Origin of the sequence: Streptomyces sp. NPDC057616, assembly GCF_042800575.1 — a bacterium.
Classification (GTDB): Bacteria; Actinomycetota; Actinomycetes; order Streptomycetales; family Streptomycetaceae; genus Streptomyces.
In genome coordinates this window covers 75,540-91,737 of the sequence record NZ_JBHVGU010000027.1, presented here as the reverse complement: position 1 = coordinate 91,737, position 16,198 = coordinate 75,540, and the positions used below count along the sequence as shown (strand labels likewise).

12 protein-coding genes are annotated in these 16,198 nt (G+C 73.6%); 5 read left to right on the top strand and 7 right to left on the bottom strand.

Going from position 1 to position 16,198, the window contains the following annotated elements; all coding sequences use genetic code 11:
* Positions 1–2: 2 nt before the first annotated feature.
* Both ACFU97_RS30300 and ACFU97_RS30295 read right to left on the bottom strand, forming a co-directional pair.
* On the bottom strand, positions 3–1,475 hold the full coding sequence (locus ACFU97_RS30300) for an FAD-binding protein (protein WP_384262876.1): 1,473 nt from the start codon (positions 1,473–1,475) through the stop codon (positions 3–5).
* 213 nt (positions 1,476–1,688) lie between these two features.
* On the bottom strand, positions 1,689–2,774 hold the full coding sequence (locus tag ACFU97_RS30295) for a M12 family metallopeptidase (protein WP_384262873.1): 1,086 nt from the start codon (positions 2,772–2,774) through the stop codon (positions 1,689–1,691).
* Between the two features lie 70 nt (positions 2,775–2,844).
* Here ACFU97_RS30295 and ACFU97_RS30290 point away from each other — a divergent pair, with 70 nt between their 5' ends.
* Positions 2,845–4,749, top strand: a complete 1,905-nt coding sequence (locus ACFU97_RS30290) for a LuxR C-terminal-related transcriptional regulator (protein WP_384262870.1) — start codon at positions 2,845–2,847, stop codon at positions 4,747–4,749.
* Positions 4,750–4,859: 110 nt separating this feature from the next.
* On the opposite strand, the gene ACFU97_RS30285 is transcribed toward ACFU97_RS30290, so the two are convergent.
* Positions 4,860–7,424, bottom strand: coding sequence for a CHAT domain-containing protein (locus ACFU97_RS30285; RefSeq protein ID WP_384263031.1), 2,565 nt, complete (start codon positions 7,422–7,424; stop codon positions 4,860–4,862).
* Positions 7,425–7,572: 148 nt separating this feature from the next.
* Here ACFU97_RS30285 and ACFU97_RS30280 point away from each other — a divergent pair, with 148 nt between their 5' ends.
* The 3 genes from ACFU97_RS30280 to ACFU97_RS30270 are packed head-to-tail and all read left to right on the top strand — an operon-like array spanning position 7,573 to position 10,147.
* Positions 7,573–9,009 carry a S8/S53 family peptidase gene (locus tag ACFU97_RS30280; RefSeq protein ID WP_384262867.1) on the top strand — a complete coding sequence of 479 codons (1,437 nt, stop codon included), beginning with the start codon at positions 7,573–7,575 and terminating at the stop codon, positions 9,007–9,009.
* A gap of 59 nt (positions 9,010–9,068) precedes the next feature.
* Positions 9,069–9,644 (top strand): RNA polymerase sigma factor, encoded by a 576-nt coding sequence (locus ACFU97_RS30275; protein ID WP_384262864.1) that lies wholly within the window; start codon positions 9,069–9,071, stop codon positions 9,642–9,644.
* A gap of 5 nt (positions 9,645–9,649) precedes the next feature.
* Positions 9,650–10,147, top strand: coding sequence for a hypothetical protein (locus tag ACFU97_RS30270; protein ID WP_384263028.1), 498 nt, complete (start codon positions 9,650–9,652; stop codon positions 10,145–10,147).
* Positions 10,148–10,187: 40 nt separating this feature from the next.
* On the opposite strand, the gene ACFU97_RS30265 is transcribed toward ACFU97_RS30270, so the two are convergent.
* From ACFU97_RS30265 to ACFU97_RS30255, 3 genes are all read right to left on the bottom strand, one after another.
* Positions 10,188–11,405 (bottom strand): cytochrome P450, encoded by a 1,218-nt coding sequence (locus tag ACFU97_RS30265; protein WP_384262861.1) that lies wholly within the window; start codon positions 11,403–11,405, stop codon positions 10,188–10,190.
* Between the two features lie 66 nt (positions 11,406–11,471).
* Positions 11,472–12,272: an N-formylglutamate amidohydrolase gene (locus tag ACFU97_RS30260; RefSeq protein ID WP_384262858.1), complete on the bottom strand. Its 801-nt coding sequence runs from the start codon at positions 12,270–12,272 to the stop codon at positions 11,472–11,474.
* An 88-nt stretch (positions 12,273–12,360) separates the two neighbouring features.
* A complete protein-coding gene (locus ACFU97_RS30255; RefSeq protein WP_384262856.1) occupies positions 12,361–12,681 on the bottom strand; it encodes a DUF6191 domain-containing protein in 321 nt (106 codons plus the stop codon).
* A gap of 62 nt (positions 12,682–12,743) precedes the next feature.
* Here ACFU97_RS30255 and ACFU97_RS30250 point away from each other — a divergent pair, with 62 nt between their 5' ends.
* Positions 12,744–13,850 carry a DNA glycosylase AlkZ-like family protein gene (locus tag ACFU97_RS30250; RefSeq protein WP_384262853.1) on the top strand — a complete coding sequence of 369 codons (1,107 nt, stop codon included), beginning with the start codon at positions 12,744–12,746 and terminating at the stop codon, positions 13,848–13,850.
* Positions 13,851–13,908: 58 nt separating this feature from the next.
* Here the strand turns inward: ACFU97_RS30250 and ACFU97_RS30245 are convergent, their stop codons facing one another.
* A complete protein-coding gene (locus tag ACFU97_RS30245; RefSeq protein ID WP_384262851.1) occupies positions 13,909–16,128 on the bottom strand; it encodes an NADP-dependent isocitrate dehydrogenase in 2,220 nt (739 codons plus the stop codon).
* Positions 16,129–16,198 lie beyond the last annotated feature (70 nt).

Below are 16,198 nucleotides of genomic sequence, written 5' to 3'. Positions count from 1 at the left end.
GCTCAGAAGATGCCCTGGCCGGGGACCAGGATCCCGCGCGGGTCGTACGTGCGCTTCGCCGCCGCCAGCCGCGGCCAGGCGGAGCCGAAGTGCGTGCGCCAGTCCGCTCGGGTGAAGGGGACGCTGCCGACCGGGTACTGCGTGCCGCCGACCGCCGCGGCCGCCTCGTAGGCGGAGCGGTTGGCGGCGAGGAGGCGGTCGACGGTGGCGGTGTCCTGCGGTGGCGTGGTGCGCAGGACGGCGAAGAGGTGGGGCACGGGGTCGTCGGGCGCGCGCAGCAGGGGCGTGGTGAGGCGTTCGCGCAGGACCGGGTAGACCAGGACGATGCCGGGGCCGACGTCGGCGGGGGAGAGGGCGTCCAGCAACTCACCCGCGACGGCGGCCACGTGCCTGCCGGGGAGCAGCAGATTGAGCCAGGGGTGGGCGTACGTCCACAGGCCGGCCTGCTTCAACGCCTCGACGGACGGGGCGATGCGGTCGAGGAAGTCGTAGTAGGGGCGGTCGGTGCGCTGGACGCCGGAGGCGTTGTGGCGCAGGCCGCGCAGCAGGACGGCGTCGTCCGGCGGCGGCCCGGCAGGCGGCCCGTACGACGCGGCCTCCAGGGTGGGGACGCGGAAGACGCCGCCGGCGTCCGCGGCGACCTGCCCCTCGACGTACGCGAAGCGTCCCTCCTCGACGAGCAGGCGCTGGTCGTCGAGGAACGTCTCCAGGTCGTCGTACGGCAGGAGGTAGTGCCGTACGGTCTGCGGAGCCCGCACCAGGCGCAGTTCGGCGCCGACGATGACGGCGCACTGGCCGAGACCGGCCAGGACGGCGTGGAAGAGGTCCGGGTGCCGGGTGGGGGAGCAGCGGGTGAGCTCGCCCGCTCCGGTGACGACGTGGAGTGCGGTGACGTTGTCGACCTGGGCGCCGTGCCGGTGGGTCATGCCGCCGAAGCCGCCGGCGGACAGGGTGCCGCCGACGGAGAGTTCGAGGTAGTCGGTGAAGACGGGCGGGGTGAGGCCGTGGGCGAGGGTGGCCCTGGCCACCTCGCTCCAGCGGGCGCCGGCGCCCACCGTGACGGTGGTGCTGTGCGGTCCCATGGGGCCGATGTCCGCGAGCGTCGCCGTCTCGACGACCAGTCCGCCCTCGACCTGCGCCTGGCCCTGGGTGGCGTGCCCCTGGCCGCGCGGCGCGACCGGCAGCCGGTGCGCGCCGCAGAACCGGACCATGGCGACGACGTCCCGGACCGAGCCGGGGCGCAGGACGGCGACGGGGCGGCGGTGCACGATGTGGCCGTAGTCGTCGGAGGCGGCGTCGAGCGACGCGTCGTCCATGACGAGGGTCCCGTCCAGATCGGGAACCTTCGCGAGGCGCCCGCCGGCCCCGGACTCGCCGGCGGCCCAGCTCCGCGCGCCCGGATCGAACCCGATCACCGCCGCACCGGTGCCCGCGACTCCCCGCAGAACGGCACGCCGTGACGGTGTGTGGGACATGCTCACTACCACCTCGCAGGCAGCTCGACCCGATCAACTCGGCCCCATACTAGGCGAGTTGTGTCCCCATGGCTGACCTTGCGCAACCGTGGCCCGGGCGGTGGCGGACATGGGTTGGAGGACGTCCCCCTCCCCCGAAGGTGACGTCCTCCAACCGCTCCCCCGGCGCCGGACTGTGGGCCGGCCGAACCGCGTGGGGGGCGGTCCGTGCTGTCACCAGCACATGACCGCTGTCTCCCCCGGACCCCACGCGGAGTACAGGCGAACGCGGACGTAGTAGCGGCGGCCCTTGACCAGGCGGGCCTTCATCGTGGCGTTGTGCGGCTGCCCGCCGTCGTCGCGGCCCGCGACGTAGCGGGGCTCGTCGTCCCGTTCCTCGAAGAGGACCAGGACGGAGTCGTTCGCACCGAAGGTGCCCACGGTGTACTCGCGGGTCTCCGGCGGGTCGATCACGAAGTCCGCCTGCTCGCCGGGCGCGAGACGCAGCGGCACCGAGCGGAAGGGCTCCAGCGCGGGCAGCCGGGGCGGATCGGCCGGCGGGTACCAGCGCAGCGCGAACTCCTTGTCGGCGGGCGAGAGCGTGCCCGGCGGGTTCAGGCCCGCACGGAACTGCTCCGGCTCCAGGATCAGCCCGCCCGGGAACGCGTACTCCATGATCGACTGCGGGTCCCAGGCCGAGCCGTTGACCTCGGAAGGGTCCAGCTTGCGCAGGACGTTGAAGAACGTCGTGTCCCGGCTCCAGAAGTTCGGCGGGCCCGCCAGATCGGCGTACACGGCCTCGTCGTCCCAGTGGATGCCGGCGAACGGGCTCTGGTGCTCGTGCAGCATGCCCAGTGCGTGGCCGATCTCGTGCAGGGCCGTCCCGCGCTCCCCGGGCGCGGTCAGGTCCCAGCCGAAGTTCATCGTGCGCTCCTGCTGCCCGGCCTGCAGGCAGTCCTTGCCCACGGCCGACCAGGAGCCGTCGCCGAGCTGGAAGCCGATGCGCAGCTCGGCCTCGGAGCGGTCGCCGACCTCGACGAAGGAGATCCCTATGCCGAGGTCCTGCCACTCCCGGAAGCACTCGCGCACCACGTCCCGCTGCTCCTTGGGGCCGACCCACGACACCCGTCGCGACTGCCCGGTCCCCGGGACGGGGATGACCGAGCCATCCTGGTCGCCGTCGAAGAAGTAGTAGTGCAGGACCGTGCCGTTGACCCACATCGCCCGCCCGGCGATGAGCGCACCGAGCCGCTCGGCGGTCAGCCCCGGTGTGAAGGCGGGGGCCGACTGCTGCGCGAGGGAGCAGTAGCGTCCGGTCATGCGGACAGACTGCCGTGAGGACGGCACCGGCGCCTGAGTCGAGGTCTACTCAAGTCACCCTGTATCAGGAATGAGTACTCGCACTCATACTCCCGTGACGACCTTCGAACGCGACGCGAAGACCCTGGAACTGCCCTGGCCGTTCACCGGACGTGAGGACGAGCTCGAGCTGATCCGCCGGTCCCTGACCGCGGGTCACCACGGCATCGTGGTGACCGGCCCGGCCGGCTCCGGCAAGACCCGGCTGGTCACCGAGGCCGTGCGCGGCAGCGACCGCGCCCGCGCGGCCGGCACGCCCGAGACCCGTCACATCCCCTTCGCCGCGTTCGCCCACCTCGTGCCCGAGGCGGTCTCCCTGCACCGGGCGGTCCAGCTCCTGTCCGGCGTACGCCTGCTGGTGGTCGACGACGCGCACCTGCTCGACGACGCCTCCGCCGCCCTCGTGCACCAGCTCGCCGTGCACGGCCGCACCCGGCTGATCGCCGTCGCCGCGGACGGCGCCCCGTGCCCGGGCGCGGTCTCCCGGCTGTGGACCGGCGAGCTGCTCCCGCGCCTCGCCCTGGAGCCGCTGTCCCGCGAGGACACCGAGCAACTGCTGGCCGCGGGCGTCGGCGGCGGCCTGGAGCCGCTCACCCTCAACCGCCTCCACCACCTGTGCCGCGGCGATCTGAGGCTGCTGCGCGACCTGGTGGACGCGGCGCGCGAGCACGGCCTGCTCACCCGCGCCACCGACACGGACGCCTGGTCCTGGCGCGGACCGGTGCCGGTCACGGCGACCGTCCGCGAACGCGCCGCCCGCGTCCTCGTGGACGCCGACCCGCGAGAGCGCGCGGAGCTCGAACGACTCGCCTTCGCCGAACCCCTGCCGCTGCACCTGGCCGACCTCGACCTGCACCTCCTCGAGAACCTCGAGGCCGGCGGCCTGATCCGGCTCGACGACCACGGCACCGTCCGCCTCGCGCACCCGCTGCACGGCCCGGTGCTGCGCGCCGCGGCCGGCCGGCTCAGGGCGGCCCGGCTGTCGCGTACGCCGGCCCAGTGCGAAGCGGCGCTCTCCGCCGAGGCGGCCGCGCTGACCGGGCGGATCGAGCGCGGGGACGTACGACCTGCGGCCACGCCGGTGGGGGAGTGGCTGGCCCAGGAGGGCGCGACGGTACCGGCGGGGTATGCCGCCGTGCGCGCCCGATTCGCGCGGCTTCGGGGGGAGCTGCGTGAAGCGGCGGCCTGGGCGAGGGAGGGGCTGCGGGACACCGTGCACGACGCGTCCTGCCGCACCGAACTCGCCCTGGCCGCCGCGCAGTCGGGGGACGCGGCCGCGGCCGAGGAGACCCTGGCGGGCTGCCCGGACCTGCGGGAGGCGTCCGCCTGGCTGGCCGCGGCCCGCGGGGACGCCGAGGCGGCCGTGGCGGCGATCGGTGACGTCGCCGACGGCATGGTGCGGACGTACGGAGCGGGCGGCGAGTGCACGGACACCGCCTTCGCGCTCTACGACCTGGTGCGCCTCGGGGCCCCGGAGAAGGCGGCCGAACGCCTGCCGGCCGGCGGGGTGTTCGCCCGGCACGCCGAGGCGCTGGCCCGTGCGGACGGGCCGGCCCTGGACCGGGCGGCCGAGGCCCTGGAGGAGCGCGGGTTCCTGCTGTTCGCCGCCGAGGCGCACGCCCAGGCCGTCCGCGCGCACCGCGACCCGCATGCCGCACGCACCTCACGCACGCGTGCCGTCGCGCTGGCCCGCCGCTGCCAGGGCGCCCGCACCCCGGCCCTGTCCGGCCTGGTCCTGGGCGAACTGACCGCGCGCCAGCGTCAGATCGTCACCCTCGCGGCCGCGGGCCTGAGCAACCGCCAGATCGCGGAACGGCTCACGCTGTCCATCCGCACCGTGGGCAACCACCTCTACAGCGCCTACGCCCGCCTCGGCGCGAGTGACCGGGGTGCGCTGCCGTGGCTCGTCGAGCTGCCCGAGGTGCAGCCCGCCTGAGCCGCGCCCATGAACCGGCGGTCTGACCCCCAGTATTCGGGGGAGGGGTCAGGCCGCCGCCTTACGCCCTGCCGCCCTCACGTCTTGATGCCCTTGTGGGACAAGGGCGTTCAGGCCGCGCCGAACGCCGTGAACGCCCAGCCCGTCGCCTGGTGCAGCGCGTCGCCGGGCAGCGCGGCACGCGCGTCGCGCAGCGCCTCCGCCAGCGACAGGCCCGTCTCCAGGCCCTTGTGCAGCGCGAGCATCAACGGCACCACGGCGGCGTCGTTGACCGGCGCGCTGCTGGCCACCACGCCCGCCGTGCCCAGCGGCAACAGGGCGGTGACCAGGCCGAGGAGCTCGTCCGCACCGACCGAGGCGAGCCGGGCGGTGTCGCAGCAGGACAGGATGATCCGGTACGGGCTGCGGTCGAGGCGCTCGAAGTCGTGCACGATCAGCGGGCCGTCGGCCATCCGCAGCGAGGAGAACAGCGGGCTGTCGGCGCGGAACGTGCCGTGCGCGGCGATGTGGGCGAGCGCAGCTCCGTCGAGCTCCTCCAGGACGCGCGTGGCGCGCGCGTCGTCCTCCTCCAGCAGCAGCGGGGTGCCGTAGCGGTCGGCGAGTTCGGACACCTCCGCGCCGCCGGTGGCCAGCCCCGGGCCGCGCACCAGGACCTGGCGGCCGCCGGGCGGCGGCTCGGTCTCGCGGGCGCGCAGCCAGCTGCTCGCCGACGGCGACACGCTCAGCACCCTTTCGCGCAGGCTGGGCAGCAGCGCCCACGGCACGCTGTGCAGCCGGCCCGGCGGGACGACGACGACCGGCCCCGAGCCCAGGTGGGCGGTGGCCGGGCCGAGCAGCAGCTCCTCCAGTCGGCGGCCCATGGCCTCGACCACCGGGAGCCGGCCCTCCGCGCCCGGGTGCGCGAGCCGGCGCAGTCCGGCCTGCACATGCGCGGCCTCGACCTCGGCGTCGGCCAGCAGCCCCGCCTCGAACCGCCGCACCCGCCCCTGCCCGCACAGCAGCACCTGCACGCGCCCGTCGAGCACGGCGAGCTCCACCAGCCGCACCTCGCCGAGCCGTTGCAGCAGCCGGGCGGGTGTGAAGCGGTCCTCGGCGCCGGGCGCGGCACCCCGCAGATGCAGGGTCCGGGAGCGGATCTCCCGCTCCAGGCGCCGCTGTTCGCGCTCCAGGACCGGGATCGGGCGGCCGTCCCTGCGCCCCTCCTCCGCGCGTGCCGCGATCTCGCGGAACGCGGTCAGATCGCCCAGCAGCGCCGGGTCGGCGGGCGGCCTCGTCGGCGGTGCGGTCAGCACGGTGGCCCGCCACCGCTCGCTCCAGGTCAGCAGCCGGCGCGGGCCGCCGGAGTCGAGGCTGGCCTGCTGGGCCAGCGCGGCCAGTTCGGCGCCCTGCTCGGTGGCGCGGGCGCGCAGTTCCGAGGCGCCCAGCGTCATCCGGTGGTCGTCGAGCACGTCGAGCCCGCGCCGGCACGCCTCCAGGACGCCCCGCCCCGAGCCGGCCGCCCGGGCCCGCAGCGCCTGCGCGGCCCAGCCCGTCATCCGAGCCAGCGGCGGTCCGACGTGCCGGGAGCGGGCGGCGACGGCCAGATGCCGCTCCGCGTCCGCCGTCCAGCCCAGGCCGAGCGCGATCCGGCCCGCCAGCAGCGAGGCCTCCGGGGCGGCCGGGGCGCCGAAGGACGCCAGTCGTTCGGCCACCGCCGCCGCGTCCGCGACCAGGCGCCCCGAGCGGCGCCCGGAGGCCACCCGCGACTGCAGCAGCACCAGTTGGGCGTGCGTCTCCCACCAGGGGCGGCGCTGCCCGGAGAACAGCCGCACCGCCAGCGCCGCGCGCGCGATCGCCGTGTGCGGATCGCCCGCGAGCCGGGCCGCGCGGGCCGCGACCAGCAGCAGCTCGGCCTTGCGCGTGGACTGCCCGCCGATGCCGTCCAGCGCCCCGATCGCCGCGTCCGCGACGGTGAGCGCCTCCGGGGCGAGCCCGGCCGCCATCAGCACGTCGCAGCGGCGGATGGAGAGCATGAAGGACGGCGTGCCTAGCTTGGCGTAGCGCTCCTCGGCCTCGTCCATGAGCCGCAGCGCCGCCGGAATGTCGCCCTGGCGGAAGGCGGCCAGGCCCCGGCTCTCCACCACGTCCGCCTTGTCGTGGTCCTGGCCGGTGGTGTCCCACAGCGCCTCGGCCGCGGTGAAGTCGGCGTCCGCCCGGTCCACCGCGCCGAGCGCCAGATGCACGGTCGCCCGCAACGTCAGCGCCCGCGCCGTCCAGATGACGTCGTCTGCCTGCCGCAGCACCGGGATGGCCCGGCGCACGTCCTCCAGCGCCTCGCGGTGCCGGCCCAGCACCCAGGAGGCGTAGGCCCGCCGGAACAGCACCCGCGCGCGGGTGTGACCGCTGCTGACCGCGACGCCCCGCTCCAGTGCCTCCAGACCCTGCCGTGTGCGCCCCGCGTGCACCAGTGCCACCCCGAGCGCGGCCAGTACGTCCGCCTCCCGGTCGGGCGCCTGCGCGCGGGCGGCGAGGTCGCGCGCCTGGCGCAGATGGTGCAGGGCCATTCTCATGTCGCCCCAGTCGCGCTGCCAGATGCCGATGACCTGGTGGGCGACGGAGGCCCGCCAGGGCGACGGATCGGCGTCGAGCACACCCTGCGCCCGGGCCCGGGCCTCGCCCGGGTCGGCGAACACCATCGGCAGCAGTTCGAGCACCGTGTCGCTTGCCCCTGTCACTCCACGGATAGTAGTGGCCCCTGGTAGCGGCCACACCGGTTTGGTGCTGTATCAACCAAAGGCCCCGAGACTCTGATTGACGACCGCCGCCTCACCGGGAGGGCCTGCCATGGCGCCACAGCGATTCCGAGAGCAGTTCGACCAGATCCAGCGCTCGATGCCCGACGTCTCCCTGGCCCTGGGGCCCGACGACGCGGCCGAGTTCATCTACGAGAAGGGTGTGGTCCTCGCCCGTGACGGTGAGGAGGCGCGCCTCGTCGAGGACACCGTTCGCGCGCACTTCACCGAGGCGACCGGCCTGACCGCCGACCGCGTGCAGCGCGTCAGCCCGGAGACCAACCGCTCCGGCATCACCCGCATCCAGGTCGGCGACCCGGGCCACGGGGACCGGCACGGCGACCGGTCGGTCGCGCACGCCCTGCGGGCCATGCGCGAGCACGAGGGGCGCCAGCGGCGCCGCCTGGTCAGCCGCAACCACGTGGTGTCGATCGCCGTCAACTCCTGTCCCGGCGACGAGCCCGTGCCCGCCCCGCTCACCCAGGGCACCAACCCGGTCGCGGCCGAGGGCCGTCACGACGCGGACAGCGCCGTGGGCGTCCTGGTCATCGACAACGGCCTCACCCACGACTACGGCGCGGTGCCGCTCCTCGCCCACGTCCAGGGCGACCTGCACGGCACCGAGACCGACGACCAGGGCAACCTGCTGCAGTACGTCGGCCACGGCACCTTCATCGCCGGCCTGGTCGCGGCCGTCGCGCCCAACACGGACATCACCGTGCGCAGCACCCTCAACGACGCCGGCGCGATCCTGGAGTCCGAGTTCGGCGAGCGGCTGTTCGCCGCGGTCGACGAGCACGGCTGGCCGGACATCATCAGCCTCTCCGCCGGCACCTCCAACGGCCGGGTCGACGGCCTGCTCGGCGTCGAGGGCTTCATGCAGGAACTGCGCGGGCAGCGCACCCTGATGGTCGCCGCGGCCGGCAACAACGCCAGCGCCACACCGTTCTGGCCCGCCGCCTACGCCTCCCTGCCCGACTTCACGGACATCGTCCTGTCGGTCGGCGCGCTGCGCAGCGACGGCGAGTTCGGCGCCTGCTTCTCCAACCACGGTGCCTGGGTGAGCGCCTACGCCCCCGGCGAGCGCCTGACCGGCGCGCTGACCGGCTTCGACGCGCCGGTGCCGTACCTCTACCAGCACTCCACCTACGACGCCTGCCGCTTCGGCTTCACCTACGCCTGCACCTGCCAGTACCCGCGCCACACCGGGGCGCTCAGCGAGGCCGGCACGCCCACCGCGGCCAAGGCCGACCAGGTCATGTTCGAGGGCTACGCGCACTGGAGCGGCACCTCGTTCGCGGCGCCCGTGGCCGCGGGCATGGTGGCCGCCTACATGACGGCCAACAAGGAGGGCGACCCGCGCGCCGCGTGCAGGCAACTGCTCACGGCGAACACCGAGTTCGCGGAAGTGCGCGGGGCGCATGTACCGGCGCTGCGCCCGCCCGGCTGGCGCCCGGGTCCGGTCGTACAGCTCCTTCCCGGAGCATGAGGTCCGGAGCGGCCCCTTCCACGGCGTACGATGTCATGCCGTACTCGAGGGGTGGAACCGTGGACCGAGCAGATGTCGGCGCGCTGGTCCAGTCCGCCGTCGACGGTGACGCGGCGGCCTGGAAGGCGCTCGTGGAAGGGCTGAGCCCACTGGTGTGGTCCGTCGTGCGCTCGCACCGGCTCTCCGAGGCCGACGCGCACGAGGTGTACCAGACGGCCTGGTTCCGATTTGCCCAGCATCTGGGCCGGATCCGGGAGCCGGAGAAGGCCGGGGCATGGCTGGCCAGTACCGCGCGGCACGAGTGTCTGAAGGTGCTCAAGAGCTTAAGGCGACTGACCCCGACGGACGATCCGCAGCTGCTCGACCGGGTCAGTGAGGACCGTACGCCCGAGCAGTCGTTCCTCGACCTGGAGGAGGCGGCCGCGCAGAGCGAGCGGATCCGGCACCTGTGGCAGGAGTTCGAGGAACTGGGCGAACGCTGCAGGCAGTTGCTGCGGGTCCTGATGGCCACGCCGCCGCCCAGCTACCAGGAGGTGTCCGCGGCCCTGGGGATCGCCGTGGGCAGCATCGGACCGCTCCGCCAGCGCTGCCTGCGGCGCCTGCGGGCACGACTCGAGGCACGGGGAGCGGTATGAGCGACATGGACGACGACATGAGTGACATCGGCGGCGAGGACGCCTTCGAGGGCGAGTTCCAGGGCGACGACCTGCACCTCGACCTGCTGGAGGAGGAACTGCGCCGGGCCACGGCCATCCTGGACCCGGTGCCGCCCGACCTGCGCCAGATCGCCGTCGAGGCCTTCGCGTTGCACGACCTCGACGCGCAGATCGCCGAGCTGACCTTCGACTCGGTGGTCGACGCGATCCCGGTGCGGGGAGCGGTGGACGTGCCGCGCATGCTGACGTTCCACGCGGGCGGGGTGACCGTCGACGTGGAGCTGTCCGCGCAGGGCCTGATGGGGCAGGTGCTGCCGCCCCAGACGGCCGGGGTCGAGGTGCTCAGCGGCCCGGTCTCCGGCTCGCCCCTGGAGACCGACGCCATGGGGCGCTTCACCTACGGCGAGCCTCCCGCCGGCCCGTTCGCGCTGCGGCTGCGGACCGGTGAGGGCGTGCTCGTCACCGACTGGCTGACGGCCTGAGGACGCGGGACCCTGCCCTCACCGGGTGCTCACCGGATGCTCACCAGGTGACGGGCAGGGTCCGCGGTCCGCGGATCATGGTCTTGCGGCGCCAGACGACCTCGTCGGCGGGCACCGCGAGCCGCATGGCGGGCAGCCGCTCCAGCAGCGTGTCGACGAGCAGTTCGGTCTGCAGGCGCGCCAGCACGGCACCGGTGCAGTAGTGCGGACCGTTGCCGAACGCCAGATGCGGGTTCGGATCGCGGTCGGGGTCGATCCGGTCCGGGTCGGGGAAGACCTCCGGGTCGCGGTTGGCGGCCAGGTAGGAGACGTAGACGGGCTCGCCCGCGCCGATGCGGTGGCCGTGCAGCTCCACGTCCTCCAGCGCGATACGGGCCAGCCCGACCGAGGAGCGGTGCGGGATGAAGCGCAGCAGCTCGTCGAGGACGGGCCCGCGTGCTTCCGGCTCGCGCATCCGCTCGGCCAGCTCCGGCCGGGAGAGCATCAGGAACAGCATCTGACCGCAGTTGTGGGTGACCGCCTCACCGCCGATCTGCAGCGGACCGGCGAGCCCCACGGCCTCCTCCTCGCTGATCTCGCCCCGCCCCACGGCGGCGCCGAGCAGCGCGTACACATCCTCGTCGGTGCTGGCGGCCCGCGCGCGGACGGTGTCGGTGATCCACCCGTACATGCCCTTCTTGGCGCGGTCCGCGGCCTCGGCCCCGCCCGAGGTGGAGATGATCTGCCGCGTCCAGGCGTGCACCCGCTCTCGGTCGGCCACGGGCACGCCCATCACCTCGCTGACCACGGTGATCGGGAACGGCTCCAGCACCCGCTCCACGAGATCGGCCGGCGGCCCGTCGCGCACGACGTCGTCCACCAGTTCGTCGAGGATCGCCTGCGCCCGCGGCCGCAGCCGCTTCATCGCCCCCACCGTGAACGCGCCCGCGATCGGCCTGCGCAGCCGGTTGTGGTCCGGCTGGTCGGCCCAGGCCAGCGAGCCCGGCCGCGGGGCGAAGTTGGGGGCGAGCCGGGTCACCTGACGGCGGGTGACCTCGGCCCGGCCGAACCGCGGATCGTTCGTGATCAGCTTCACGTCGTCGTACCGGGTCGCCAGCCACGCCCAGCCCTCACCGTGCGGCAACCGGATCCGCGTCAACGGCCCCTCACGCATCAGCCCCGCGAGCACCGGATCGAACTCGGTCCCGTCCAGATCGAGCGCGGGCCACTCCCGCACCGGCGGCACCTGCTCCGTCAACGTGCTGATCTCCTCGCTCATGCCTTCCACCCTGGGGCCGGGGATGGGGGCTGTCGCGCGGGAGTGCTCCAGGCGGAGGTCGGCCCGTCAGGGGCCCGTGACGGCGTCGACGAGCGCGGCCAGCGCCGTGGCCAGGGGGGGCAGGCCGGGGTGGGCGGGGCCGCCCGGTTCGGTCATGTACGTGTCGCGGCGGATCTCCACCATCAGCGCGCTGACCCGGGGGTCCTTGCCGTAGAACTCCAGCGGTACGTAAGCGCCGCCGAAGGGGCTGTCGAGGCCCGTCTCGCCGCACGGCGCGAACGCCTTCCGTGCCGCGTCCCGCAGTCGGGGCGGGGTGTGGAAGGGGTCGGTGCCGAGGCAGACCGGCGGACGGGGGCCCGTGCCGTGGAGTTCGTAGGGGAGCGGGACGGCCGGGTAGGAGTGGACGTCGATGATCACGGCGCGTCCGGTGGCCGCGAGCCGGTCGGCGACCGCGTCGGTCATGGCCTGGGCGTACGGCCGGAAGTAGCGGGCGAGCAGCGGCTCCGGGTCGGTGGCCGCGGAGCGCAGTGCCTCCCGGTGCGTGGTCCGGGTGTAGACCGCGCCCATGCCGACCGACAGCATCTCCTCCCGTTCGTCGGGGAAGCGCTCCGGGTCGACGACCAGCCGGGAGAGCCGGTTGACGAACCTCCAGGGCGCGACCGCCGACAGGGCGCCGGCCGCTTCGGCGATCCCGGCCGTGTGCGCGTCGGTGATGTGGTCGAGCTCCCGCTCCAGCGCCGTGTCGTCCAGCACGATGCCCGCACGCACGTCGGCCGGGATGTCCCGCGCCGAGTGCGGCACATGCAGGATCACGGGGGAGCCGGCGGCGCCGGGCAGGTGGGCGAAGGACGGGGTGGCGCGGGGCACGGGCTGCTCCAGGGGCGGCGCGGTGTCGGGTCCGGGGCGTACGGGACGTGCGGGGCGTCGAGGACCGGGATGTGCGGGGTGTCCCCGGTCAATGATCGCGTGGCGTCATCCGTACGACCGCGACGCCGCCCGCCAGGTCGACGGTGGTGCGGTGCGGCGGCGCCCCGTCCTCCTCGTCGTCCCGCAGGATCAGTGCCGACCGGCGCTCCTCGAGCTCGTTCTGCTTGCCGGGGGAGAAGCTCGCGTGGAGCTGCTCGAAGCCCGTCGCCGAGATCTGCCCCTGGCGCCCGTCGTTGCGCCACGGCAGCAGTCCCGCCTGGCCGGCCCGCAGCAGCAGCTGATCCGCGAAGGCGACGGCGGTCAGCAGGATGACCAGGCCCGGCAGGGTCATGAAGACGGCGAACTCCATGCACCCGAGTATCCCCCTCGGCACGAGGCCGCATTGTCGGACCCCTCGCCTAGTCTCGATCCATGACCGTCCACGAGCTCTCGCGCACCGACGCCCGCCGTATCGCCGTCCGCGCCCAACTCCTGGACGCCGCGCGGCCGGACGGGCTGCTCGGCGTGGTGCGCGGGCTGACCCTGCTGCAGATCGACCCGATCGCCGCCGTCGCGCCGAACGCCGACCTCGTGGCGTGGAGCAGGCTCGGCCCGGCGTACGCGCCGGGCGAGCTGGCCGCGGCGCTGGAGAAGCGGACGCTGGTGGAGCTGCAGGCGATGGTCCGCCCGGCGGAGGACATGGCGCTGTACCGCGCGGAGATGGCCGAGTGGCCGGAGCGGGGGACGCCGTCGTCGTGGCGGGAGTACCACCGGACCTGGGTGGCGGCCAACGACGCCTGCCGCCGGGACATCCTCGCCCGGCTCACCGCCGAGGGCCCGCTGCCCTCCCGTGCGCTGCCGGACACCTGCGCCGAGTCGTGGCGGTCGAGCGGCTGGACCAACAACCGAAACGTCACCAAGCTCCTGGAGCTGATGGTGCAGCGCGGCGAGGTCGCCGTGGCCGGACGCCGGGGCGGCGACCGCCTGTGGGACCTGGCCGACCGGGTCTACCCCGAAACCGCGCCCGTCCCGGTCGAGGAGGCCCTGCGCATCCGCGACGAGCGGCGGCTGAAGGCCCTCGGCATCGCCCGCGCCCGCGGACCGGAGTGCCAGGTCGAGCCGGCCGACGTCGGCGAGGCGGGCGAACCGGCCGTCGTCGAAGGCGTCCGGGGCAAGTGGCGGGTGGACCCTGCACAGTTGGGCCAGCCCTTCGAGGGCCGCACGGCCCTGCTGTCCCCCTTCGACCGCCTCGTGCACGACCGCAAGCGCATGACGGAACTCTTCGCGTACGAGTACCAGCTGGAGATGTACAAACCCGCCGCCAAGCGCCGCTGGGGCTACTTCGCCCTCCCGGTCCTCCACGGTGACCAACTGGTCGGCAAACTCGACGCCACGTCCGACCGCAAGACCGGCGTCCTCCGCGTCAACGCCCTCCACGAGGACGTCCCGTTCACGAAGACGATGACCGCGGAGATCGACCGCGAGATCGAGGATCTGGCGCGGTGGTTGGGGCTGGATCTGGAACGGGAGCGTCAATGACCGCGCCCCGGCCGGGAGTTGGCCCGGCCGGGGCGGCGGTTATGCGGTGCTTCTTGCGTCAGCTCAGGGACGCCAGGGCCTCGTTCCACGTGGCCGACGGGCGCATGACCGCGGCCGCCTTGGCCGGGTCGGGCTGGAAGTAGCCGCCGATGTCGACCGGCTTGCCCTGGACGGCGAGCAGCTCGTCGACGATCTTCTGCTCGTTCGCGGCGAGCGTCTCGGCGAGCGGGGCGAAGGCCTTCGCCAGGTCCGCGTCGTCGGTCTGCTTCGCCAGCTCCTGCGCCCAGTACAGGGACAGGAAGAAGTGGCTGCCGCGGTTGTCGATGCCGCCGACGCGACGGGTCGGGGACTTGTCCTCGTTGAGGAAGGTCGCCGTGGCGCGGTCGAGGGTGTCGGCCAGCACCTTGGCGCGGGCGTTGCCGGTGGCCGTGGCGTACTGCTCGAAGGCCGGGACCAGGGCGAAGAACTCGCCGAGCGAGTCCCAGCGCAGGTAGTTCTCCTTGACCAGCTGCTGGACGTGCTTCGGCGCGGAGCCGCCGGCGCCCGTCTCGAACAGGCCGCCGCCCGCCATCAGCGGGACGACCGACAGCATCTTGGCGCTGGTGCCCAGCTCCAGGATCGGGAAGAGGTCGGTGAGGTAGTCACGCAGCACGTTGCCGGTCACCGAGATGGTGTTCTCGCCGCGGCGGATGCGCTCGACCGACAGCTTGGTGGCGTCGACCGGGGCGAGGACGCGGATGTCCAGGCCCTCGGTGTCGTGCTCCGGCAGGTAGGCGTTGACCTTGGCGATCAGGTTGGCGTCGTGCGCGCGGGTCTCGTCCAGCCAGAACACCGCCGGGTCGCCGGTGGCGCGGGCGCGGGTGACGGCGAGCTTCACCCAGTCCTTGATCGGCGCGTCCTTGGTCTGGCAGGCGCGGAAGATGTCGCCGGGGGCGACCGGCTGCTCGATGACGGCGTTGCCGCCGCCGTCGACCAGGCGGACCGTGCCGGCGGTCTTGATCTCGAAGGTCTTGTCGTGGGAGCCGTACTCCTCGGCCTTCTGCGCCATCAGGCCGACGTTCGGCACCGAGCCCATGGTCGAGGGGTCGTAGGCGCCGTTGGCCCTGCAGTCCTCGATGACGGCCTGGTAGACGCCCGCGTAGGAGGAGTCCGGCAGGACCGCGAGGGTGTCGGCCTCCTGGCCGTCCGGGCCCCACATGTGGCCGGAGGTGCGGATCATGGCCGGCATCGAGGCGTCGACGATCACGTCGGACGGCACGTGCAGGTTGGTGATGCCGCGGTCGGAGTCGACCATCGCCAGCTCGGGACCGTCGGCGATCTCGGCGTCGAAGGAGGCCTTGATCTCGGCGCCCTCCGGCAGGGCCTCCAGGCCCTTGTAGATGCCGCCCAGGCCGTCGTTCGGGGACAGGCCGGCCGCGGCGAGCGTCTCGCCGTACTTCGCGAAGGTCTTCGGGAAGAAGGCGCGCACGACGTGGCCGAAGATGATCGGGTCCGAGACCTTCATCATCGTGGCCTTGAGGTGCACGGAGAACAGGACGCCGTCCTGCCTGGCGCGGGCGACCTGCGCGGCGAGGAACTCGTTCAGCGCGGCGGCGCGCATCACGGAGGCGTCGACGACCTCGCCCTCGAGGACCGGTACGGACTCGCGCAGCACGGTGGTGGTGCCGTCCTCGGCGACCAGCTCGATCCGCAGGGAGCCGGCCTCGGAGATCACCACGGACTTCTCGGTGGAGCGGAAGTCGTTCTGCCCCATGGTCGCGACCTCGGTCTTCGAGTCCGAGGACCAGGCGCCCATGCGGTGCGGGTGGGTCTTGGCGTAGTTCTTGACCGAGGCGGGGGCGCGCCGGTCGGAGTTGCCCTCACGCAGGACCGGGTTCACGGCGGAGCCCTTGACCTTGTCGTAGCGGGCCTGGATCTCCCGCTCCTCGTCGGTCTTCGGGTCGTCCGGGTAGTTCGGCAGCGCGTAGCCCTGGCCCTGCAGCTCGGCGACCGCGGCCTTGAGCTGCGGGATCGACGCCGAGATGTTCGGCAGCTTGATGATGTTGGCCTCGGGCGTCTTGGCCAGCTCGCCCAGTTCGTGCAGGGCGTCCGGGATGCGCTGGTCCTCGGTGAGGTACTCCGGGAAGACCGAGATGATGCGCCCGGCCAGCGAGATGTCCCGCGTGGACACGGCGACACCCGCCTGCGAGGCGTACGCCTGGACCACCGGCAGGAAGGAATACGTCGCCAGGGCCGGGGCCTCGTCAGTGTGCGTATAGAAGATGGTCGAGTCAGTCACCGGGTGCTCCGCTCCACGTCTGCAACATTGCTCGACATCAAGATATCTCGTGATCGAGGCGGGCTCGAAA